20 protein-coding genes are annotated in these 21,256 nt (G+C 65.1%); 3 read left to right on the top strand and 17 right to left on the bottom strand.

Translation table 11 applies throughout. The annotated features are described in order from the left end of the window. Window positions 1-31 precede the first annotated feature (31 nt). The 5 genes from G486_RS0116250 to G486_RS23695 are packed head-to-tail and all read right to left on the bottom strand — an operon-like array spanning window position 32 to window position 3,781. Complete coding sequence (locus G486_RS0116250; protein WP_027016490.1) at window positions 32-2,263, bottom strand: methyl-accepting chemotaxis protein; 2,232 nt, start codon at window positions 2,261-2,263, stop codon at window positions 32-34. A gap of 18 nt (window positions 2,264-2,281) precedes the next feature. Next, window positions 2,282-2,809, bottom strand: a complete 528-nt coding sequence (locus G486_RS0116245) for a chemotaxis protein CheW (protein WP_027016489.1) — start codon at window positions 2,807-2,809, stop codon at window positions 2,282-2,284. Between the two features lie 3 nt (window positions 2,810-2,812). After that, window positions 2,813-3,178, bottom strand: coding sequence for a response regulator (locus G486_RS0116240; protein WP_027016488.1), 366 nt, complete (start codon window positions 3,176-3,178; stop codon window positions 2,813-2,815). Then, complete coding sequence (locus G486_RS0116235; RefSeq protein ID WP_034388081.1) at window positions 3,178-3,579, bottom strand: response regulator; 402 nt, start codon at window positions 3,577-3,579, stop codon at window positions 3,178-3,180. The genes G486_RS0116240 and G486_RS0116235 overlap by 1 nt, the downstream gene beginning before the upstream one ends. A 49-nt stretch (window positions 3,580-3,628) precedes the next feature. Next, window positions 3,629-3,781 carry a rubredoxin gene (locus tag G486_RS23695; protein ID WP_084455365.1) on the bottom strand — a complete coding sequence of 51 codons (153 nt, stop codon included), beginning with the start codon at window positions 3,779-3,781 and terminating at the stop codon, window positions 3,629-3,631. A 103-nt stretch (window positions 3,782-3,884) separates the two neighbouring features. Here G486_RS23695 and thiD point away from each other — a divergent pair, with 103 nt between their 5' ends. Next, window positions 3,885-4,835: a bifunctional hydroxymethylpyrimidine kinase/phosphomethylpyrimidine kinase gene (gene thiD / locus G486_RS0116230; RefSeq protein WP_027016486.1), complete on the top strand. Its 951-nt coding sequence runs from the start codon at window positions 3,885-3,887 to the stop codon at window positions 4,833-4,835. Further along, window positions 4,819-6,123, top strand: a complete 1,305-nt coding sequence (gene hemL, locus G486_RS0116225) for a glutamate-1-semialdehyde 2,1-aminomutase (protein ID WP_027016485.1) — start codon at window positions 4,819-4,821, stop codon at window positions 6,121-6,123. Before thiD ends, hemL begins: the two co-directional genes overlap by 17 nt. 42 nt (window positions 6,124-6,165) lie before the next feature. Here the strand turns inward: hemL and G486_RS0116220 are convergent, their stop codons facing one another. The 10 genes from G486_RS0116220 to G486_RS0116175 all read right to left on the bottom strand — a co-directional run bounded on the left by G486_RS0116220 (window position 6,166) and on the right by G486_RS0116175 (window position 18,062). Continuing rightward, window positions 6,166-6,771 carry a DNA-3-methyladenine glycosylase I gene (locus G486_RS0116220; protein ID WP_027016484.1) on the bottom strand — a complete coding sequence of 202 codons (606 nt, stop codon included), beginning with the start codon at window positions 6,769-6,771 and terminating at the stop codon, window positions 6,166-6,168. A 123-nt stretch (window positions 6,772-6,894) separates the two neighbouring features. After that, window positions 6,895-8,397, bottom strand: coding sequence for an amino acid permease (locus tag G486_RS0116215; RefSeq protein WP_027016483.1), 1,503 nt, complete (start codon window positions 8,395-8,397; stop codon window positions 6,895-6,897). Between the two features lie 178 nt (window positions 8,398-8,575). Beyond that, complete coding sequence (locus tag G486_RS0116210) at window positions 8,576-9,592, bottom strand: sensor domain-containing diguanylate cyclase (RefSeq protein WP_027016482.1); 1,017 nt, start codon at window positions 9,590-9,592, stop codon at window positions 8,576-8,578. 168 nt (window positions 9,593-9,760) lie between these two features. Beyond that, window positions 9,761-11,152: an ATP-binding protein gene (locus G486_RS0116205; RefSeq protein WP_034388074.1), complete on the bottom strand. Its 1,392-nt coding sequence runs from the start codon at window positions 11,150-11,152 to the stop codon at window positions 9,761-9,763. Next, entirely contained in the window at window positions 11,152-11,811 is a 660-nt protein-coding gene (locus G486_RS0116200; RefSeq protein WP_027016480.1) for a response regulator, read from the bottom strand. The genes G486_RS0116205 and G486_RS0116200 overlap by 1 nt, the downstream gene beginning before the upstream one ends. A gap of 135 nt (window positions 11,812-11,946) precedes the next feature. After that, complete coding sequence (locus G486_RS0116195; RefSeq protein ID WP_027016479.1) at window positions 11,947-12,351, bottom strand: hypothetical protein; 405 nt, start codon at window positions 12,349-12,351, stop codon at window positions 11,947-11,949. Between the two features lie 36 nt (window positions 12,352-12,387). Further along, entirely contained in the window at window positions 12,388-13,947 is a 1,560-nt protein-coding gene (locus G486_RS0116190) for a phosphatase domain-containing putative toxin (RefSeq protein WP_027016478.1), read from the bottom strand. A gap of 316 nt (window positions 13,948-14,263) precedes the next feature. Then, a complete protein-coding gene (locus G486_RS0116185; RefSeq protein WP_027016477.1) occupies window positions 14,264-15,793 on the bottom strand; it encodes a Do family serine endopeptidase in 1,530 nt (509 codons plus the stop codon). Window positions 15,794-16,009: 216 nt separating this feature from the next. Then, window positions 16,010-16,360, bottom strand: a complete 351-nt coding sequence (arsC, locus tag G486_RS0116180; RefSeq protein WP_027016476.1) for an arsenate reductase (glutaredoxin) — start codon at window positions 16,358-16,360, stop codon at window positions 16,010-16,012. Between the two features lie 76 nt (window positions 16,361-16,436). Next, entirely contained in the window at window positions 16,437-18,062 is a 1,626-nt protein-coding gene (locus G486_RS0116175; RefSeq protein ID WP_027016475.1) for an ABC transporter permease, read from the bottom strand. 154 nt (window positions 18,063-18,216) lie between these two features. On the opposite strand from G486_RS0116175, the gene G486_RS0116170 reads away from it, so the two are divergent. After that, a complete protein-coding gene (locus tag G486_RS0116170) occupies window positions 18,217-19,302 on the top strand; it encodes an ABC transporter ATP-binding protein (RefSeq protein ID WP_027016474.1) in 1,086 nt (361 codons plus the stop codon). A 225-nt stretch (window positions 19,303-19,527) separates the two neighbouring features. On the opposite strand, the gene G486_RS0116165 is transcribed toward G486_RS0116170, so the two are convergent. Both G486_RS0116165 and G486_RS24430 read right to left on the bottom strand, forming a co-directional pair. Next, on the bottom strand, window positions 19,528-21,030 hold the full coding sequence (locus tag G486_RS0116165) for an NAD-dependent succinate-semialdehyde dehydrogenase (RefSeq protein ID WP_027016473.1): 1,503 nt from the start codon (window positions 21,028-21,030) through the stop codon (window positions 19,528-19,530). Further along, window positions 21,027-21,256, bottom strand: a 230-nt coding sequence (locus tag G486_RS24430) for a hypothetical protein (protein ID WP_211233797.1), incomplete at its 5' end; no start/stop codon positions are given. The genes G486_RS0116165 and G486_RS24430, both read right to left, overlap by 4 nt.

Genomic DNA, 21,256 nt, shown 5'->3' with positions numbered 1-21,256 from the left:
GGGGCCTGTGAATAGGTTATCGAGCTGGTTCTCAGCCAATCTTGAAACGCGCCACCGAGTGGCGCAGCTCCTCAGCCATGTGCGAAAGCTCGCGAACCTGCTGGGCCGTAGTGCGCGTTCCCTCTCCGGTCTGCTCGGTCACTGCAAAAATATGCTGGATGTTCTCGGCCACGCCATTGGCCAATTCGGCCTCGCTGGAAGTGGACTGGGAAATCTGCTCGATCAGCTCGGCCAGGCGGCGCGAAACGCTGTCGATCTCGGTCAGCGCGGTACCAGCGGTATCGGACAGGCGTGCCCCCTCGACCACACCCTGGGTGGAGCGCTCCATGGCGGCCACCGCGTCCTGGGTGTCGGTCTGAATGGCCTTCACCAGGGCCGCAATCTGGCGCGTGGCATCGCCCGAGCGCTCGGCCAGGCGCTGCACTTCTTCTGCCACCACGGAAAAGCCACGGCCCGCCTCACCGGCCGAGGCGGCCTGGATGGCGGCGTTCAGGGCCAGCACGTTGGTCTGCTCGGTAATGTCGGAAATCAGCTCGGTGATTTCACCGATCTCCTGCGAGGATTCGCCCAGGCGCTTGATGCGCTTGGATGTGTCCTGAATCTGGTCACGAATCGAGTTCATGCCGCCGATCGCGTTCTGCACGGCCTTGAGACCCGAATCCGCGGCCTCCAGCGACTGGCGCGCCACCTGGGCCGATTCCTGAGCCTGCGAGGAAACCTCGTTGATGCGGCCTGCCATGTGCAGCACGGACTGGCCGGTCTCGCGAATCTCGCGCAGCTGCTCGGTCGAGGCGGCCAGCAGCTCGGTGGAGTTGGCATCCACCTCGGACGTGGTCTGGGCCACGCGGGTCGCCGTCTTCTGCACGCTGCCCACCAGCGCGCGCAGCTCTTCCACCGTGTAGTTCACCGAGTCGGCGATGGCGCCGGTAATGTCCTCGGTCACGGTCGCCTCCTGGGTCAAATCGCCTTCGGCCACGGACTGCAGCTCGTTCATGAGCCGCAAAATGGCCGCCTGGTTGGCGTCATTGACGCGCTTGGCTTCCTGCTCCTGCGCACGCGCTTCCTGCTGGCGGCGTTCGGCAGCGATCTGGCGGTTGCGGCTGTCCTGCAGCTGCACGCGCGACAGGCCAACACCGCACACCAGCACCAGCAGCACCAGCAGCACCAGGGCGCTCAGCTCCACGAGATCCACGCCCGCGCCGCTGCGCAGCTTGTCCTGCAGATCCTCCAGTTGCAGTCGCAGCGGCTCGCTGTCGGTGTTGATGATCTTCTGGGCTTCCCGGGCCGACACCAGGCCCTGCAGATTGCCCAGAATGGCGCTGGCCTGGCCGCGCGTTTGCTCATAGAGCTTGATCAGGGACTCCAGCTGCTCGCGCGTCTGTGCATCGCGCGTGGCCGGCAGGCGCAGCTCGTTGCTGCCGTTGAGCAGGCCTTCTGCAATTTCCTTGAACGAATTCAAGTCCTTGCCCAGCAGGAAAACGGCCTCGGAGCTCACGCCTTCGGAGGTCTGGAACTCGTTGGCGGACTTGCCTATGCGCTGGGTCAGCATCACCAGCTGGCCTGCGGCCGAGATTTCGGCCGGGCTCGCGCCCTGCTGCAGCTTGAGCGAAGCCACGGTCTCGGCAATCTCCAGCAGGTCGAAGGACTCGCGGTTGATCGTCGTCAGCGCATCGCCGACCTGGGTCAGAATGCTCTTTTGCCCCATGATGATGCGCGCATTGCTCTCTGCACGCTCCATGAGTGGAACGATCTTGCCAAGCTCCTCGGCATAGCCGCCACTGACGGCGGCAACGGAGAGCCCGTCGTCCCCGGAGGCCACGGCCCGCACGTTGCGCGCCAGAATGCTGAAGCTGTCCTGCACGTCATCGAACGCGGAAGCCGCACCCGTGAGAGCCTGGGAAGAGGCCTTGGCCAGACGCTGGGACTGCATCAGGGCCTGGCCCGTCACGGCCAGCTGCTGTGTGGAACGGCTGGACTGATACAGCACCCACACCGACAGCAACACCAGCGCCAGCACGAAGGCGCCCATCAACATGGACAGCGTGCGCTGGTGCCTGGCCGCGGGCGCCCGCCCCAGCAAGGGCAGCGACACCAACTCCAGATCCGCAGGCCGGGAAGCGCCCTCGCCTGCAGCCTCGTCCTCCAGAGGGACATCCAGCGCATACATGTCCTGCAAGACCGTGTCGCCCAGCATGCTGTTGCTGCCGTCTGCCTCGGCAGGCCGGCGTTGAAACCAATTCCCAAAACGTTGAGCTAGTGACATGGAATAGCTTTCAGAAATTCAAGCACGGATGTTGAGGAACTCAGCAGCCTGGGAGAGCTGCTGTAGATTCAACTCTTGCCAGTGCTGGCCTGAAGCATCGACATGCACAGGACCCAAGAATGCGGATGCCGTCTCCTTCGGCCGCTCCGCATGAACAAAATCGCTTGCCGCTCGCAGACCCTGAAGCTTGTCGACCAGCAGGGCCGCATTCACTTCCAGTGCGGCATTCAGTCCGAGCAGGCTGGACTCGGCCAGTTGCACCTCGCTGCGCGGGCAGGCATGGCCCAGCAATTCGGCAAGGTCGGCGACCCCCGAAAGCGTGCCCCGCAGATTGGCAATGCCCAGAAACCAGGGCTTGGTATAGGGAACCGGCTGCACGCCGGTCCAGGGAAAGATCTCGCCCGACTGACTCAATGGCAGCAGGTAGCCACGCCCTCCAGCCTGCACGGCCAGCCAGGCGGCAACCTGAACCCCCTCATTGCGCGCTGCCTGGAGGCGCCCGCTCAGACGTGACTGCAGATCACGCAGTGCTTCACGATTCGCCATGAATCAACCCAGGGCCGCGATCTTGGCCTGCAGTTCGGCAGCATCCACGGGCTTGGTGATGTAGTCGCGTGCACCCTGACGCATGCCCCAGACCCGGTCGGTTTCCTGGTTCTTGCTGGTGCACATGATGATGGGCAGGTCCGAATACAAGGGATCGCGCGTGATGGCACGGGTCAGCTGAAAACCGTTTTGCCCAGGCATGACCACGTCCATGAGGATCAGATCGGGCTTTTCTTCGGCCAGGCAGCGCATGGCCTGCTCGCCGTTTTCTGCGGATCGCACCTGCAGCCCCAGTCGCTGCAACAGATCGGTAAGGAACATCAATTCGGTTTTCGAATCGTCCACGACCAAGACTCTGTGGATCGTCATCACACTGCTCCTAGGGGTTGTTTACTGAACTGCTCCACAGCCTGTAGCAGTTGGTCTTTGGTAAAGGGTTTGGTCAGATATTCCTGGCAACCCACCATGCGCCCACGCGCCTTGTCAAAGACGCCGTCCTTGGACGAGAGCATGACGACGGGGGTGTCGGAAAACCGGGAATTGCGCTTGATGATGGCGCAGGTCTGGTAGCCATCGAGCTTGGGCATGAGAATGTCGCAGAAAATCAGCTGAGGCTGGTAGTCATTGACCTTGGAGAGTGCATCAAAGCCGTCGTCGGCCAGAAGCACCTCGTATCCACCCTGACGCAGGAAAATCTCGGCGCTGCGACGAATCGTATTGCTATCGTCAACCACCAAAACGCGCAGGGGCGCAGCTGTTGTTGTTGTCACTTTGAAGCCTCCCAGAAATGTAGCTATTGGCTTGGGTTGGTTCCCGAGCTCAGATCTCAACCATCTCGAAGTCTTCCTTGCGCGCACCGCATTCGGGACAGGCCCAGTTCATGGGGACATCTGACCAGCGTGTGCCGGGCGCTATGCCATGATTCGGACTGCCTTGTTCCTCGTCATAGATCCACCCGCAGATCAAACACATCCAAGTTTTAGGTTCCGTCACAGCTTAAAGGGCCTTCACATAGAATGCAACGATTGTATCTAGTCCCAACCCTCGGCAAGACCGACACAAACGAGGGTGCGCCATGGCACTGAACACTCCCAGCACCCCTACTCCAGAGACCGAGGCCGATGATACGACCCCGGTCTGCGTCATGGTCTTCAACGCCAGCGACCCCACCGGAGCCGGTGGCCTGTCGGCCGACATTGCCACCATTGTCTCGGTCGGCGGCCATCCGCTGCCCATCATCACGGGCGCCTACTCGCGCGATACCAGCAAGCTCTACGAGCACTACGCCTTTGATGACGAGGCCGTTGCCGAGCAGGCGCGTACCGTGCTCGAAGACGTGCCCGTCGCAGCCATCAAGGTGGGCTTTGTGGGCAGTCCGGGCAACCTCGCAGCGATTGCAGAAATCTCCTCGGACTACCCCGACATCCCGGTCATCAGCTACATGCCCGACCTGTCCTGGTGGGACGAGGATCAGCTCGACCAGTATCTGGATGCGTTCAAGGAGCTTGTCCTGCCTCAAACTTCCGTGTTGGTTGGAAACCACAACACCCTGTGGCGCTGGCTGCTGCCCGACTGGAGCAGCAGCCGCAGCCCCACGGCACGCGACATCGCCATGGCCGCCGAGGCCCTGCAGGTGCCCTATGTGCTGGTCACGGGCATGCCGCTGCCCGAGCAATATGTGGACAACACCCTCGCCACGGCCCAGAGCATTCTGGGCAACAGCAAGTACGAGCTGTTCGATGCCAGCTTCATCGGCTCGGGCGATACCTTGTCGGCTGCACTCACGGCCCTGATCGCCAGCGGCAACGACCTGGGTCTGGCCACACAGGAAGCCCTGGAGTATCTGGACCGCAGCCTGGATGGCGGCTTTCGCCCCGGCATGGGTCACTTTCTGCCCGACCGCATGTTCTGGGCCCAGCCCGAAGAATCGGATGCCGACTCGGAAGCCGAGTCCGGCATCGACAACCCCAGCGAAACCAAGCCCCTAGAGGGCTTTGTGATGCCACCCCATGACACAAAGCACTGACCTGAATCTCTCCATCTTCGAGCGCGCCAAGCGCGTCATCCCCGGCGGCGTCAACTCCCCCGTGCGCGCCTTCAATGCCGTGGGCGGCACACCGCGCTTCGTGCGCCGCGCCCAGGGCGCGTATTTCTGGGATCAGAACGAGCAGCAGTTCACCGACTACATAGGCTCCTGGGGCCCGATGATCCTGGGCCATGGCCACCCCGAGGTGCTGGCCGCCGTCCAGGCCGCAGCTCTCGAAGGCTTTTCGTTCGGCGCACCCACGGAGCGCGAGGTCGTGCTGGCCGAGAAGATTCTGTCCCTCATGCCCTCGATGGACATGGTGCGCCTCGTGAGCTCGGGCACGGAAGCCGGCATGAGCGCGCTGCGCCTGGCTCGCGGCTATACGGGCCGCAACAAGATCGTCAAGTTCAACGGCTGCTACCACGGCCATGCCGATGCGCTGCTGGTCAAGGCCGGCTCGGGCCTGGCCACCTTCGGCGCCTCGTCCTCGGCCGGCGTGCCCCAGGATGTGGTCAAGGACACCGTGGTGCTCGAGTACAACGACGTGAGCCAGCTGGAGCAGGCGTTTGCCCAGTTCGGCGGCGACATCGCCTGCGTCATCATGGAGCCGATTGCGGGCAACATGAACTTCGTGCGCGCCAGCGTCGACTTCACGCGCCGCATTCGCGAGCTCACGCGCGAGCATGGCGCGCTCATGATCTACGACGAGGTCATGACCGGTTTTCGCGTGGCCCTGGGCGGCGCCCAGAGCGTCTACGCCCAGCAGATCCCGGGGTTCGAGCCCGACATCACGGTCATGGGCAAGGTGATTGGCGGCGGCATGCCGCTGGCCGCCTTCGGTGCGCGCCGCGCCATCATGGAAAAGCTCTCGCCCCTGGGCCCGGTCTACCAGGCGGGCACGCTGTCGGGCAACCCGATTGCCACGGCCTGCGGGCTCAGGACGCTGGAGCTCATCAGCGCCCCCGGCTTCCATGAAGCCCTGCACGCCAGGACCGGCAGGCTCATGGCCGGCCTCAAGGCCGAGGCCGATGCGGCCGGCATTCCCTTCAGCGTGGACCACCAGGGCGGGCTGTTCGGCTTTTACCTGCTGCCCGAGCTGCCCGCCACCTGGGCCGAGGTCATGAAGACCGATGGCGCGCTGTTCAACCGCTTCTTCCACGGCATGCTGGAGCGCGGTCACTACTTTGCGCCTGCGCTCTACGAGGCCGGCTTTGTGAGCGCCGCCCACACGGAAGCCGATATCGACAAGACCGTGCAAGCCGCGCGCGAAGTATTCAAGACGCTCTGACGCCAGCCACCACCGCAAGAGCCCGCCTTCGCGGGCTCTTTCTCATTGCATCGGCCGAAACGCGCGGCGTGCCTGCTCCACCTGGTTGCGCACGGCACAGCCCGGCGCGTGGTCGTTGACCAGACCCATGGCCTGCATGAACGCATAGACCGTGGTCGGGCCCACGAACTTCCAGCCGCGCCTCTTGAGCTCTGCGGACAAGGCCCGGGACTCGGCCGTCTGGGCGGGAATGTGCTCGCCCAGGCTCGGCGTCTGCGGCATGTGGCGCCAGAAGAAGGCGGCCAGCGAGCCCTCGGTGGCAACCATCTCGACGGCACACCGGGCATTGTTGATCACGGCCTCGATCTTGCCCCGGTGGCGCACAATGCCCGCGTCCTGCAGCAGACGCTGCACCTCCGCCTCGCCAAACTCCGCGAGCTGACAAAAATCAAAGCCCGCAAACGCGCGGCGAAAGTTCTCGCGCTTGTTCAGGATCGTGAGCCAGCTCAGCCCCGCCTGGAAGCCTTCGAGGCAGAGCTTCTCGAACAAGCGCCTGTCATCGGCGACCGGGTAGCCCCATTCGCGATCGTGATAGCCCTGGTAGAGCGCCGAGCCCAGGCACCAGCGGCAGCGCGCAACCCCGTCTTCGCCAAGTTCTGTATCAGCCATGCCGGCACTGTACGCAACAAAACATCGGGTCAGACCGCATGCTCATTATTTTTGATAGCTGCTTGCGCGCAACTGTTCTAGGTTTTAAGTAGAAAACGCCTTGAAACCAATGACTGACAAGCGCTAGGCGCTCTCTTTTTTCAAGGCATCCGACCTGTGTGCCAGGCGCGAGTGGTGCCTGCCGTACAGCAGGTAGACCAGCAGGCCCACGGCCATCCAGGCCAGAAAGCGCAGCCAGGTCAGCGTGGTCAGGTTGAACATCAGATAGGTACACAACAGCGCCGAAAGCAGGGGCAGCACCGGCACCAGGGGCACGCGGTAGCCGCCCTTCCAGTCGGGGCGCTTCCTGCGCAGCACCAGAATGCCGATGCTCACCACCACAAAGGCCGAAAGCGTGCCGATGTTGATCATCTCTTCGAGCAGCTCCACCTTGGTGAAGCCCGCCAGCACCGCGATCACCGCGCCCACCAGCAACTGCAGCCGCACGGGCGTCTTGCGCGTGGCCGAGGTCAGGCTCCAGCTGCGTGGCAGCAGGCCGTCGCGGCACAGCGCCAGCAAAATGCGCGCCGCCCCCATGAGCAGCACCATGACCACCGTGGTCAGCCCCAGCAGCACGCCGACCGCAATCACCTGGGCCGCCCAGGTTGCGCCCACGCTCATGAAGGCCGTGGCCAGGGACGGATTCTCGGCCTTGGCCAGCTCCGTATAGGGCACCATGCCCGTGAGCGCCAGCGTGACCAGGATATAGAGCAGGGTCACCAGGGCCAGACCGCCGAAGATGCCGCGAGGTATGGTCTTTTGCGGCTCCTTGACCTCCTCGGCCGAGGTCGCCACCACATCGAAGCCTATGAAGGCAAAGAACACCAGCGAGGCCCCCGAGATCACCCCCAGCCAGCCGTACTGGCTGGGCTGGGCGCCGAACAGCCAGGCCAGCATGGGCTGGCCCCAGACATCGCCGGTCACGCCATGGCCCACCACAGGCGGCTGGGCCGGGGGCACAAAGGGCGTGAAGTTCTTCAGATCCATATAGGTGAAGCCCACCACGATCACGAACAGCGTGATCGCGATCTTGATCAGCGTGAACACATTGTTCACGCGCGCCGATTCGCGCGTGCCCAGAATCAGCAGCACGGTGAACACCGTCACGATGAAGAACGGCCCCCACTCCAGACTGATCGCACCCAGATGCAGGGTGCTGGGAATGTCCACGCCCGCCGTGGCAAACACCGTGGACAGGTAAATGCCCCAGTACTTGGCGATCACCGCGCCTGCCGCAATCATCTCCAGCAGCAGATTCCAGCCGATGATCCAGGCCAGACCCTCGCCCAGCGTCAGATAGGTATAGGTATAGGCACTGCCCGTGACGGGCACGCTGGAGGCGAACTCCGCATAGCACATGGTGGCCATGGCACAGGTCAGCGCCGCCAGCACAAAGGAAAAGATCACGGCCGGGCCCGCAAAACTGCCCGCAGCGCGCGCGCCCACGGAAAAAATCCCCGCGCCCACAGCCACGGCCACGCCCAGAATGGCCAGGTCGAACACGCCCAGGCTGCGCTTGAGCTGGCGCCCCGGCTCATCCGAATCGGCCAGAGCCTGCTCTATCGTCTTGGTTTTCAACCACTGCATGCAATTCCTTTGGTGAGCCCAAAGGCTTGCACGGACATGCGCTTGCATGCGTGGCCCAAGCCAGGGAGCCGTAAAAGGGTTCACAGCATAGGCAGCAAGCCGACTAAGCACAAACCCTTAATCGCTTAACCCAGAAGCCTTCTATGTTTTGTGCGATTGGCGCTGTGGCAGATCGGTCTCAGCATGCCTGGCCGCTGGCTTGGGCCTTGATGCGGTACATGGCGGCATCGGCCTTTTGCAGGGCATCGCCGGCATCCGTGGCATGCGGAGACAGACAGACCACGCCGGCACTGACACCGGCATGCGCAAGACTCAGGCCATGGGCAAGCTCCAGGCTGAAGTTCGAGGCCTGGGTCAGGCGCTGCTGCAGATCGCGCACCACGGCATCGCCGTCTTCCGCAAGAGTCGGCCCCGAGCCTATGAACACGAATTCGTCGCCGCCGAAGCGGGCCAGCATGTCGCCGCTGCGCAGGCATGAGGCCAGCCGCTCGCTGACCGCGCACAGCAAGGCATCGCCGACCTCGTGGCCATGCTCGTCGTTGACCTGCTTGAGGCGATTGAGATCGATGAAGCCCACCAGCACCCATTCGTCGCTGCGTGCACTGCGCGCAATCAGCCGGCCCAGCTCATCGGTAATGCAGCGGCGGTTGGGCATGCCGGTCAGGGGATCGAGCAAGGCCAGGGCTGCAAGCTCGCGGTTGCGCAGATCCAGGGTCTCGATCAGCTGCTCGCGTTCAAGGCGCTCGGCAATGAGTCTTGCAAACAGCGGCAGCAAGGCCTGGAGCGGCTCGCTCAAGCAGGCCTTTCCCTGACTTGCGGCACACAGGCTGCCATAGAGCCGGCCATCGGAAAACCGCAGGGGCACGCTCGCATGGCTGCGTATGCCCAGCTCCCGCGCTGTGCTGCAGCTCTCCCAGAAGACCTCGACATCGGCCGCATGCATGCAGCCTTCCTCAAGTGCCCGCTTGCACAGGCTGTCATTCCAGCGCATGCGCAGGCCTTGCGTGATCTGCAGCCCGCTGGAGTTGTGCGCAAAAACCACCTGCTGCAGACCCTTGCCCTCATCAAGACTGGTCAGATAGGTGGACTCGAACTGGCCCGCATTCCCCAGCATCTGCAGCAAAGAGCGTATGAACTCCTGCAGCGTCTGGGTCTTGTTCAGGGATTGCGACAAGCGCTCGATGATTGACTGCATGCCATGCCTTTGAGAGATCTGGCCCGGAGACCGGGCTCCAGGGGCTTGAAAAGTTCAGGCATTTTCATCTTCATGGACTGGATATGAAAGCTATTTGCAGCATCCATCTGGGAATCGGGCGCAAATATCCTTGTACGCCCAGAAATATGTGCGCAGGATGGCGGCCATTCAGTCCTCCACGCGCGGCCAGATCACCTGTACGCGCAGGCCCTTGAGCGTGGGTGAGGCATCCAGCACCAGCCGCGCGCCATGGCGTGTCGCAATCGCCTGCACGATGGCCAGGCCCAGGCCGTTGCCAGGCACCTGGCCGGCGCCCGCGCCGCGCATGAAGCGGCGCAGCACCTGCGCGCGCTGGGCCGGGTCAATGCCCGGGCCCGAGTCCTCGACGATCAGCGCCCGGCCCTGTGCATCACTGCGCCAACGAAGGTCCACACGCCCGCCTGCCGGAACGTATTTGATGGCGTTGTCCAGCAGATTGCGCACCAGGGTGCGCAGGGCCTGGGCATCGCCTCTCAGCCCGAAGGGGCGCATCCGGGCCAGCTCCTCGCCAAGCCCCAGGTCCAGGTCTTTTTGCCGGGCGGCCACGGCCGTGTCGGCCAGGGCCTGGGCCACGACCTGGGCGAGATCGACCAGGGGCAGCTCCTGCAGCGGCAGGCCCTGGGTCTCCTGGCGCGCCAGATCCAGCAATTGCTCGACCAGGCGCTTGGCCCGGTCTATGCCGGCCGCCAGGCGCTCGCATGCCTGGGCATGCGCGGCCGCATCCGGCGCTTTTCTCAACACCTGCAACTGCAGTTGCAGCGCGGCCAGGGGCGAGCGCAGCTCATGGGCCGCATCGGCCACGAACTGCTGCTGGGCCTCGAAAGCCTGGCCCACACGCAGCAGCAGCGCATTGAGCTCGGCCACCAGCGGCCGGACCTCGTCAGGCAGACCCTGCTCGGGCACAGGCGCCAGGTCTTCGGGCTGGCGTGCGGCCAGCTCATGGCGCACGCGCTGCACCGGGGCCAGGGAACGGCGCACCACCAGCCATACGGCCAGGGCCAGCAGCGGCGCAAGCAGTGCGATCGGCAGCAGGCTGCGCCATGCGGCCTCGCGCGCCAGCGCACGGCGCACCCGCATGTCCTGGGCCACCTGTATCACCTGGGAGCGGGTCTGCAGCGAGAACACGCGGTACGTCGTGCCGCGCGCCCGCACGTCGGCAAAGCCCAGCACGGCCATCTGCGGCAGGGCCGCGCCCAGCGCGGACTCGAAGATGCGCAGCCCCTCGTTGGTCCAGACCTGAACGATGAGCTCGTGGTTTTCGTCCTCCTCGGGCGTGCCCTCGGGCCTGCCCTTGGCATCCACGGGCAGGCCGGCGCGCAGCGCAAACGCCGTCTGCTGCATCTGGTAGTCGAACAGCGCATCGGTCTGCACCAGCGCATTGCGATAGGCAAGCGCCCCCTGAAGCAGGGCCGTGAAGACAATCGCCGCACCGATGAACAGCAACAGCCGTCCGCCCAGGGACGAGAGCTGGCGGCCTGCAGAGCCTGCCCGCGAGGCCGGGAGCCGGGACAGCCAGTGCATCATGCTTTGGGCAGCATATAGCCGACCCCGCGCACATTGAGGATGACGGCCGCGCCCAGCTTTTTGCGCAGGCCGTGGATATAGACCTCGATGGCATTGCTGCTGACCTCGTCGCCCCAGCCATAGAGCTTGTCCTCGATCTGCTGACGCGACAGCGTGCCGCCGGGTCTGGCAAGCAAGGCATCGAGCACGGCCCACTCCCGCCCCGAGAGCACGACGTCCCGGCCCTGCACGCTGGCCTCGCGCGTGGCCGGGTTGAGGCGCACGCCATCGCGCTCGTACAGCGGCTCGGCGCCTGCGGCCGCGCGCCGCGCCAGGGCGCGCAGCCTGGCCAGCAGCTCGTCCATGTCATAGGGCTTGAGCACATAGTCGTCGGCTCCCGCATCCAGCCCCGCAATGCGGTCGCGCACCGCATCGCGGGCCGTGGCCACGAGCACGGGCGTACGGTCACGACGCGCGCGCAGCCGGCGCAGCAGTTGCAGTCCGTCAAGACCCGGCAGACCCAGATCGAGCAGCACGATGTCATAGTGATGCCCGTGCAAGACCGCATCGGCCTGCAGCCCGTCCCGGACCCAGTCGACGGCATGACCCTCTCCGCGCAGCAGGGTCTGCACGGCCTCGCCTATCATGAGATCGTCTTCAACAAGCAAAAGGCGCATGGACCGAGCATAGCGGTCCATGCGCCTTTTGCTGCAGGCCCTGGCAAATCCCCAGCAGCCATTGCAGGATCCAGCAGCCGGGTCAGCGCGCCTCGTACAGGCGGTGCGGCGTAGCCACAGGATCTGCCCGCAGCATCAGACCGCGGCCTCGAGCTGGGGCATGGCCATGCGGGCCTTGGTCAGCGCCATGCCCAGATTGGCCGTGCGGCGGCAGACGAAGACGGCGATGTAGTCGGGCATCTTCTTGCCGCGTATGAAAACGTGGATCAGGTTGTCGCTATTCACGATCAGTTCCTGGAAGTAGTGATGGCCGTCATCCTTGAGGCCGCGGGACTTCTTGAACAGGGTCTCGATCATGGACACATTCGGGCCATTGAACAGATCGGCCGTGGCTGCCGCCACGAGATCGATGACCTCGCGCGGGTGGGAATCCACGGTGCGGATGGCAAGCAACATGCCCGAGGCCGCATCCACATAGCCTATGGCAACGCATTCGGGCACAGAGCCAGCCACCTGGCTGAGAGTATTGTCCAAATTCATCGTGCTTCTCCTTTGGGGGTCATTGAAATTTCTGGGTCAGCCCATCTTGTGCAGCAAGGCCATCTCGTAGTCGTGCAGCAAAGTCTCCTGCGCCTCGGACTGCACATATTTGGCGTCGATGAGTCTTACGCGGCGCAGGGCCTCGGCGGCGGTCAGCCCTTCGCGCACCAGCCAGGCGGCGAGCACGGTTCCCGTGCGGCCTATGCCGGCCAGGCAGTGCACGGCCAGCACTTCACCGGCGCGCAGCATGGCCGACATGCGCGCCAGCAACATCTGGATCTGGGCCACCGTGGGCGGCTCGTGGTCGTACACGGGCAGATGCAGGTTGCGCAGACCGTGGCGCTGCAGGGGCTCCTGCGGCAAATCCTTTTCCGTGAGCGTGATCAGCACCGTGATGCCGCAGCGGCGCAAGGCCTGCAGATCCGAATCCATGTCATGCACCACGCCGGGCCAGGGTGTGCCCCCGAGGCGCCCCGGCACCAGCCAGGCAAAGCCCGTGGGACCACGGCTTGCAGGCACGGCCTGGGCATTCGCCTCCAGAGGCTTCCAGTCCACGAGAACGGCGGGGTTGACCGCGCGCGGCACAAAGGCCGGCGCGGCATCCGCGAGCGATGTGAACGAGGGCTCGGGCAGGCTGCCCGCCAGTCTTTCCTGCCCGGACTCAGGCTCTGATTCAGGTTCAGGCTCGGGTTCTGCTGCGGGCTCGGCGCCCGTCTGCGGCAGCTCGGCAGCGACCTGGGGCTCGTCCTCTGCGTCCTGCAGGAATTCGGCAATCGCCTCCAGGGCTGCCTGGGGCAGGGGCGGAGGCGGCTCGATGCCCTCCTCCAGATCCTCGGCGCGCGAATCGGGCGAGGCCACGGCACAGCTGCCGGTGCGCACGAATTGCTGGCCCGCCAGCGACAGGGGCGCGCGCAGAAAATCCTCCATGCTGCGCGCTTCCTGGACACGGCCGCCGGCGAGCAGCAGCATGTTCCCGGCCAGGGATTGGGCGTGCTGCTGCTGGTGCGTGCTCATGAGCACGCTCATGCGCGAGGACAACTGGCGCAGCAGCTCCAGCAGTTCGAAGGCTTCATAGCCCTCAAGCCCCACCGTGGGCTCGTCCACCATGAGCACGGCGGGCTGCATCAGGGCTTCGCGCAGGATCGCCACCGCACGCTGCTGCATGGTCGGCAGGCTGATGGCCGGCGTCTCGAAGCGATGGGCCAGCTCGGCCAGACCCAGTGTCTCCAGCTGATCCGCACACCATTCACGCAGCTCGCCCAGGCCCAGTTGCAGGCTGGGGCGCACCAGCTCCACCAGGGCGTCATACGTGCTGGCCCGCATCAGCCTGGCCTGCTGCTGCACCAGGCGCGGGGCTTCAAGACCGGGCTGCCAGAGCACGCCCGCATAGCGCACGCTGCCCCAGCGTCGAAACCGCGGATTGCCCGAATTCAAGTCGGCAAGAGTTCTCAGCAGGGTGGATTTGCCCGAACCCGAAGGGCCGAGCAAGGCCGTCACACCGCGCGCGGGAAGCCAGAAATCCACTTCCGACAAGATCACGCGCGCACCAAAAGAAGCACCCAGGCCTGCAACCTGCAAGCCGTATTCCTGCTCCAATGCCTTTTCCCCTCAAGTAAAAAAGCGCGCGAAAAGCCAGAAGGCGCGCTTTGTTTTTTAAGACCTCGCAGGAAATCCCGGCAGCCCTGCACGTCGATGACAGGGCGAGTCCAAACTGTCCAACTAGCGCAATTCTCCACAAAAAGAAACACTGTTCACACAAAAAGACGATTATTAAAATAATTCAAACGATATCGTTTACCCGATAGCTTGACCAACAAGCCCTGTTTTCTGCGCCATCGGACCTGTTCCGCAAGAGGGCGCCAGGGCCCGGAAACAGGCCAGCGCTGGCCGGATCACGGACCCGGCCATGGGCTCAGCCCAGTTGCACCGGCACGAAGATGCGGTTGCCATCGCGCCAGATCAGCAAGGCCGCGGTCTTGCCGGCCTTGCCCAGGGCTGCATGCACATCGGCGGCCCTGGCCGCAGCCACGCCGTTGATGGACAGCAGCACATCGCCGGGCTCTATGCCGGCCTCGGCCGCAGGGCCGCTGGCATCGGCCACGAGCAGGCCGGCCTCGGTGCCGACCTGCTGCTTTTCCTGGGGCTGCAGCGGGCGCAGCATCAGGCCCAGGCGGTTCTTGTCCTGCTCTGCAGCGTTTTGCGCCATCTTGGCGGGCTTGTCGCTGGCATCGCCGAGCTCGGCCGTGATGCGCCTGGCCTGGCCGTTGCGCCAGACCTCGAACTCCACCTTCTGCCCAGGCTGGGCCTGACCCACGAAAGCCGGCAGATCGCCCGAACCGATGATGGGCTGGCCGTCCACCTTGCGCACCACATCGCCGGGCTCAAGCCCGGCCTTGGCGGCCGGACCGTTCTTGTCCACGCTGGCCACGAGCGCGCCTTCGGGCCTGTCGAGCTTGAAGGAGTCGGCAAACGCCTGGTTCACCTCCTGCACGGAGACACCGAGTCGTGCGTGCCGCACCTGGCCCGTGCTCACGATCTGCTGCTGAACCTTGCTCACGACCTCGATGGGAATCGCAAACGCCACGCCCTGAAAGCCGCCCGAGCGCGAATAGATCTGGCTGTTGATGCCCACGACCTCGCCGCGCGCATTGAACAGCGGGCCGCCCGAGTTGCCGGGGTTGATGGCCACATCGGTCTGCAGAAAAGGCACCATGGAATCGTCGGGCAGGGAGCGCCCCTTGGCGCTGACCACGCCCACGGTGGCGCTGTTCTCGAAGCCGAACGGCGAGCCTATGGCCAGCACCCAGTCGCCCACGCGCAGGTCGCTGGTGTGGCCGAGCTTGACCACGGGCAGGTCCTTGGCCTCGATCCTGAGCACGGCGACATCGGTCTTGGGATCGGTGCCCAGCACCTTGGCGCGGAATTCGCGCCTGTCGGTGAGCTTGACCGTGACCTGCCGGGCGCCCTGCACCACATGGGCATTCGTCAGGATCAGCCCGTCCCTGGAGACGATGAAGCCCGAGCCCTGGCCGCGCACCGGCATGTCGCGCCGGGGCTGCTCGCCCATGCCGGGAACGGGAATGCCGAAATGGCGGAAGAACTCGAAGAGCTGCGCATCGGGATCGAGCAGCCCTTCCCCGCCCTGGCGCTGCGTGGCTGCATCGCCCTGATCCTGCTCCATGGCACGGGCGCTGCCGACCACGCTGATGTTGACCACCGCAGGCCCGTTCTGGGCCGTGATGTCGGCAAAGCTCGGAGCCACCACGGATGCGGATGCCGGTGCGGGTGCCAACGCAGATGCGGCCCCGGGCTGCGCGGCCTGCACCTGCTCATGGCGCGAAGCGCCGACCAGCGAAGCCCCGGTAGCCCCCAGAGCCCCGATGGCACCGGCGGCCATCAGCGCCAGAACCAGGCGACGGGGAGTGGATAAGAGCTGGTTCATGACTGTCCTTTCATCGTGAAGATTCGATGAAGAAGAGTCTGAACACCAAGACTTAGACGGAGCTTAGAACGTGCCTGCAAAGCGCCACGCCAGCGCAGCAAGCCGCAGGGTTATCAAAAACAGAGCTGCTAGCGCTCTCTGCATCTCAGTTTCAGATGGTTTTTGATCTGAAATCAAGCACTAGCAAGCGCTGGCAGCTCATCAATTTATCAAGACTCAGATCAGATCCAACACCTTCTCTGGCGGACGGCACAGGGCTGAGCCCTTGGGCGTGACGACGATGGGGCGGTTGAGCAGCACGGGGTGGGCGGCCACGGCGGCAATCAGCTGCTCGTCGCTCACACCCGCATCGCCCAGGCCCAGCTCGGCATAGGCGGCTTCCTTGCTGCGCAGCAGCTCCCGCACGGGGACGCCCAGGCGCGCGATCAGAGCCTTGAGCTCGTCGGCATTCAGCGGCTGGGCCAGATAGTCGACGATGTGCGGCTCCAGCCCACGCTCGCGCAGCAAGGCCAGGGCCCCGCGCGAATTGCTGCAGCGGTTGTTGTGATAAATGGTGATTTCGCTCATGGCCTCGGAGTGTAGACCGCTGGCCGCCAGCGGCCTGCAGCCATCTTCCCGGCCCAGGCCTTTCAGGCCCGCCGCCTCAGGCGCTTTTTCTCAGGGTTCGGCTCAGCAAAATCACCGGCACCAGCCCCACGAGCACCAGGGCCAGCGACGGCAGGGCTGCCTCGCCCAGGCGCTCGTCGCGTGCGAGCTGGTAGGCGACCACGGCCAGCGTATCGCTGTTGAAGGGGCGCAGCACCATGGTCGCGGGCAGCTCCTTCATCACGTCCACGAAGACCAGCAAGGCGGCCGCGGCCGTGGAGCGCCTGAGCAGCGGCCAGTGCACGCGCGTCAGCACGCCCCAGGCACCCGTGCCCAGCATGCGCGCCGAATCGTCGAGGCTGGCAGGTATGCGCGCATAGCCGCTTTGCATGGACTGCAGGGCCACGGCGCAAAAGCGCACCAGATAGGCCCAGACGATGCCCAGCGCCGTGGCCGTGACCAGGCCTGCAAAACCCCACTCGGGCCTGGTCTGCTGGATCCAGCCCACGGGCAGCAGCAGGCCCACGACGATGACCGCGCCCGGCACCGCATAACCGAGGCTGGCCAGCTGGACCACGCCGCGTGTGAGGGCCGACTGCGGATTGCGCCGCACCGCGAAAGCCAGGGCCAGGGCCACCCCCAGCGCCAGCACGGCCGTGATCGCGCCCAGGCGCACGCTGCTCGCGGCCCAGTCCAGAAAACGGTCCCAGGGCAGCACCGACCAGTCCGAAGCCAGCGGCCTGAGCATGAACAGCACGGGCGCCACAAAGCCCATGATCACGGGCAGGCCGCAGACCAGCCAGGCCAGGGCGCAGCGCCAGCCGCCAAGGCGCACGGGCTGGGCCTCGGCCGAGCCCGCACGGCCCGTGCCGCCGGTCACGAAACGCATGCGGCGCTGGGCGCGCAACTCAAGCTGCAGCAGCAGCACGACCAGGATCAGCAGACAGGTGGCAAGCTGGGCGGCCGCAATGCGGTTGTCCATGGACAGCCAGGCCTTGTAGATACCCGTGGTGAACGTCTGTATGCCGAAATAGCTGACCACGCCGAAATCGGCCAGGGTTTCCATGACCACCAGGGCCACGCCCGCCGCCACGGCCGGGCGCGCAAGCGGCAAGGCCACGCTCCAGATGCGCCGCGCCAGCGATGCCCCCATGAGACGCGCAGCCTCCATCAGATGCGCGGCGCGCTCGCCCAGGGCCGTGCGCGCCAGCAGATAGACATAAGGGTAGAGCGAGAAGATGAACACCCAGACCGCACCGCCCAGGCTGCGCACCTCGGGCAGCAGACGGCCTTCCAGCCCGTAGCTCTCGCGCAGCCAGGTCTGCAACGGGCCGCTGAACTGCAGAAAGTCGGTATAGGCATAAGCCGTCACATAGGCCGGCATGGCCAGAGGCAGCAGCAGCAGCCACTCCAGCTGACGCCGGCCGCGAAAGTCGAACAGCGTCACGGCCGCAGCCGTAGCCGTGCCCACCACGGCTGCGCCCAGGGCCACCCACAGGCCCAGCCAGACCGTGGTCCAGAAATAACCGGGCAGCACGGTGGCCGCCATCTCGCGCAGGATGGCGCCCGTAGGCTCCTGGCCCAAGGGCAGCCAGGAGGCAAACACGGCAAGCACGGGCAGGGCCAGCACCGAGGCGATCAGCAGCAGACCAAGAGAGCGAAAGGCAGGAAAGAGGCGGCGCAAGAGTGAAGCTTTTGAAAAACGGATGGGGCGCGCAGCAGACCGCACGGCGACGGTGGCGCCCTGGCCTAAGCCGCAGCGCAAAAGCAAGAGAGTGCACACGGCGCCCCAATGCAAATGCGAATTCTAAGCATTCATCACCCCCTACAATTCGCCCATGTTTTTGACCGTCTCCGAACTCGGGGTGCGCTATCCCGGCCGCGACCAGCCTGCGGTGCAAGGCGTCTCGCTCAATCTTGCGGCCGGCGACATAGGCGTGCTCATCGGTCCTTCGGGCTGCGGCAAGACCACCTTGCTGCGCGCCGTGGCCGGCCTGGAGCCCGTGAGCAGCGGCGAAATCCGCATCGACGGCCAGCTTGTGGGCAGCGCCGGCTATGCGCTGCCGCCCGAGCAGCGCCGCATCGGCATGGTGTTCCAGGACTACGCGCTGTTCCCGCACCTGAGCGTGGGCCGCAACGTGAGCTTCGGCATCCACCACCTGCCCAAGGCCCGCCAGCAGCAGCGTGTGGACGAGGTGCTGGAGCTCGTAGGCCTGGCCGGCAGCGCACAGCGCTATCCGCACGAGCTTTCAGGCGGGCAGCAGCAGCGCGTGGCCCTGGCGCGCGCGCTCGCGCCCAGCCCCCAGCTCATGCTGCTGGACGAGCCTTTCTCCAACCTCGACGTGGACCTGCGCGAGCGCCTGGCCCATGAGGTGCGCGGCATTCTCAAGGCCGCAGGCGCCACGGCCTTGTTCGTGACCCACGACCAGCTCGAAGCCTTTGCGATCGGCGACATGATCGGCGTGGTCCACCAGGGCCGGCTGCAGCAGTGGGACGATGCCCACAGCCTCTACCACCGCCCGACCACGCGCTTTGTGGCCGACTTCATAGGCCATGGCGTCTTCGTACCCGCCAGACTGGCCCTGGACGGTCACGGCGCCGTGGTGGCGCGCACGGCCCTGGGCGAATTCACGGAAAAGCACAGCTGCCCCCTGCCCTCGCAATTTCCCGGCGGTGAATGCGATCTGCTGCTGCGCGCCGACGACGTGGTCCACGACGACGCCTCGCCCGTACAGGCCAGGATTACGCGCAAATCCTTTCGCGGCTCGGAATTCCTCTACACCTTGCAGCTCGCCAGCGGCCACAGCGTACTGGCCCATGTCCCCAGCCACCACGACCACGCCGTGGGCGAGTCGGTGGGCATACGCCTGGACATGGACCATGTGGTGGCCTTTCCCAGAGAGGCCGGGCAGCCGGCCTCCTAGAAGCCAAGACAAAACCCCTGATACATAAAACCGGCGCGGCCCAGGCCAGGGACAGCGAGCGAGGACCGCCCCCGCAGCGATGCTGTCGTCCAACGCCCGAAGGAAACGTCTCAGCTAAGCAAGCTATGGGGCACAACGCATCAAACCGGCGCAGCCCAGGTCAGGGACAGCCAGCAAGGGCCGCCCCGCAGCAAAGGCTGTCGTCCCCCTTCCAGGGGAAGCGGCTCAGGGGGTAGCCAATACATCCCCTATGCACATGTATTTGATCTCCACATAGTCATCCATGCCGTGGCGCGAGCCCTCGCGGCCCAGGCCCGACTGCTTGACGCCGCCAAAGGGCACATGCTCGCTAGCCAGAATGCCCACGTTCACGCCCACCATGCCGTATTCCAGCGCCTCGCCTACACGGAAGATGCGGCCCACATCGCGTGTGTATACATAACTGGCCAGGCCGAATTCCGTGGCATTGGCCGCGTCGATCACCTCCTGCTCGGTATGAAAGCGCAGCACGGGCGCCAGCGGACCAAAGGTTTCCTCGCGCGTGCAGGCCATGGCCGGCGTCACATCGGCCAGCACCGTGGGGGCGAAGAACTGGCCACAGCCCAGATCGCCCAGGCGCTGGCCGCCGGCCACCACGCGCGCCCCCAGGGCCAGGGCGTCATCGATATGGCGCTGCACCTTCTGCAGAGCGGCCTCTTCGATCAGCGGGCCCTGGACCACACCGTCGTCAAAACCATTGCCCACCTTAGCCTGGCGCACGCGCTGGGCAAGTTTCTCCACAAAGGCTTCATACACGCTGTCTTGCACATAAAAGCGGTTGGTGCACACGCAGGTCTGGCCCGAGTTGCGGTATTTGCTCGCAAAAGCGCCTTCCACGGCCGAGTCCAGATCGGCATCGTCGAACACGATGAAGGGCGCATTGCCACCCAGCTCCAGCGACAGCTTCTTGATGGTGGGCGCGCACTGGGCCATGAGGATGCGGCCCACCTCGGTGGAGCCGGTAAAGCTCAGGTGGCGCACCACATCGCTTTCGCACAGCAGCTTGCCGATGGCCACCGAATTGGCGCTGTCCGCGCTCAGCACATTGATCACACCAGCGGGAATGCCTGCGCGCTGGGCCAGCTCGGCCGCCGCCAGGGCCGTGAGCGGCGTGAGCTCGGCCGGTTTGACCACCACGGTGCAGCCGGCGGCCAGGGCCGGCGCCACCTTGCGCGTGATCATGGCCAGCGGGAAGTTCCAGGGCGTGATGGCCGCGCACACGCCAATCGGCTGGCGCAGCACCAGCAAGCGGCGGTTGTTGTCGAACGTGGGCAGGGTCTCGCCGTTGACACGCTTGGCCTCTTCGGCAAACCACTCCACAAAGCTGGCCGCATAAGCCACCTCGCCACGCGCCTCGGCCAGGGGCTTGCCCTGCTCGGCCGTCATGATGCGCGCCAGGTCCTCGGCATGCTCATTCAGCAGATCAAACCAGCGGCGCAGCAACTGGCTGCGCTGCTTGGCGGTCTGGCGCTTCCAGCTCTCGCCCGCAACCTGGGCCGCAGCCACGGCCTCGCGCGCCTGGTCCACACCCAGATTGGCCACATCGGCCAGATGCGCGCCCGTGGCCGGGTCATGCACTGCAAAGCGCGAACCACCCGCACACCAGCGGCCATTGACCAGCGCGTCAGTGCGCAGCAGGGAAGAATCATTCAGCGCCAGCAAAGGGCGCGAAGCGGTGTTGGAAGTCATGAAAATTCAATGAATGAGAGGCACAAAAAAACCGGCACCACAGCTGAGCCAGGACCGGTTTGTCGTAATGAATAACACCAAGCAAGCTTGGCCATAGCGCGCGCCACATAAAACTGGCGCGGCCCAAAGCGAGAGACAGCGAGCAAGGGCCGCCCCGCAGCGAGGCTGTCGCCCCCCTCCGGCGAAGCCAGAGAGCAACTGTGTTCAAAGTCAAGCGTTTTGAGAT

It is taken from the genome of Comamonas composti DSM 21721, assembly GCF_000429845.1.
Lineage (GTDB): Bacteria > Pseudomonadota > Gammaproteobacteria > Burkholderiales > Burkholderiaceae_C > Comamonas > Comamonas composti.
Note: the sequence above shows the minus strand (reverse complement) of the source record. Positions and strands in the feature narration are given on the sequence as shown.

What these genes read in the sequence shown, in the direction of transcription:
- G486_RS0116250 (WP_027016490.1), bottom strand. Translation starts at nt 2,263, where the DNA reads ATGTCACTAGCTCAACGTTTTGGGAATTGGTTTCAACGCCGGCCTGCC.
- G486_RS0116245 (WP_027016489.1), bottom strand. Translation starts at nt 2,809, where the DNA reads ATGGCGAATCGTGAAGCACTGCGTGATCTGCAGTCACGTCTGAGCGGG.
- G486_RS0116240 (WP_027016488.1), bottom strand. Translation starts at nt 3,178, where the DNA reads ATGACGATCCACAGAGTCTTGGTCGTGGACGATTCGAAAACCGAATTG.
- G486_RS23695 (WP_084455365.1), bottom strand. Translation starts at nt 3,781, where the DNA reads ATGTGTTTGATCTGCGGGTGGATCTATGACGAGGAACAAGGCAGTCCG.
- thiD (WP_027016486.1), top strand. Translation starts at nt 3,885, where the DNA reads ATGGCACTGAACACTCCCAGCACCCCTACTCCAGAGACCGAGGCCGAT.
- hemL (WP_027016485.1), top strand. Translation starts at nt 4,819, where the DNA reads ATGACACAAAGCACTGACCTGAATCTCTCCATCTTCGAGCGCGCCAAG.
- G486_RS0116220 (WP_027016484.1), bottom strand. Translation starts at nt 6,771, where the DNA reads ATGGCTGATACAGAACTTGGCGAAGACGGGGTTGCGCGCTGCCGCTGG.
- G486_RS0116215 (WP_027016483.1), bottom strand. Translation starts at nt 8,397, where the DNA reads ATGCAGTGGTTGAAAACCAAGACGATAGAGCAGGCTCTGGCCGATTCG.
- G486_RS0116210 (WP_027016482.1), bottom strand. Translation starts at nt 9,592, where the DNA reads ATGCAGTCAATCATCGAGCGCTTGTCGCAATCCCTGAACAAGACCCAG.
- G486_RS0116205 (WP_034388074.1), bottom strand. Translation starts at nt 11,152, where the DNA reads ATGCACTGGCTGTCCCGGCTCCCGGCCTCGCGGGCAGGCTCTGCAGGC.
- G486_RS0116200 (WP_027016480.1), bottom strand. Translation starts at nt 11,811, where the DNA reads ATGCGCCTTTTGCTTGTTGAAGACGATCTCATGATAGGCGAGGCCGTG.
- G486_RS0116195 (WP_027016479.1), bottom strand. Translation starts at nt 12,351, where the DNA reads ATGAATTTGGACAATACTCTCAGCCAGGTGGCTGGCTCTGTGCCCGAA.
- G486_RS0116185 (WP_027016477.1), bottom strand. Translation starts at nt 15,793, where the DNA reads ATGAACCAGCTCTTATCCACTCCCCGTCGCCTGGTTCTGGCGCTGATG.
- arsC (WP_027016476.1), bottom strand. Translation starts at nt 16,360, where the DNA reads ATGAGCGAAATCACCATTTATCACAACAACCGCTGCAGCAATTCGCGC.
- G486_RS0116170 (WP_027016474.1), top strand. Translation starts at nt 18,217, where the DNA reads ATGTTTTTGACCGTCTCCGAACTCGGGGTGCGCTATCCCGGCCGCGAC.
- G486_RS0116165 (WP_027016473.1), bottom strand. Translation starts at nt 21,030, where the DNA reads ATGACTTCCAACACCGCTTCGCGCCCTTTGCTGGCGCTGAATGATTCT.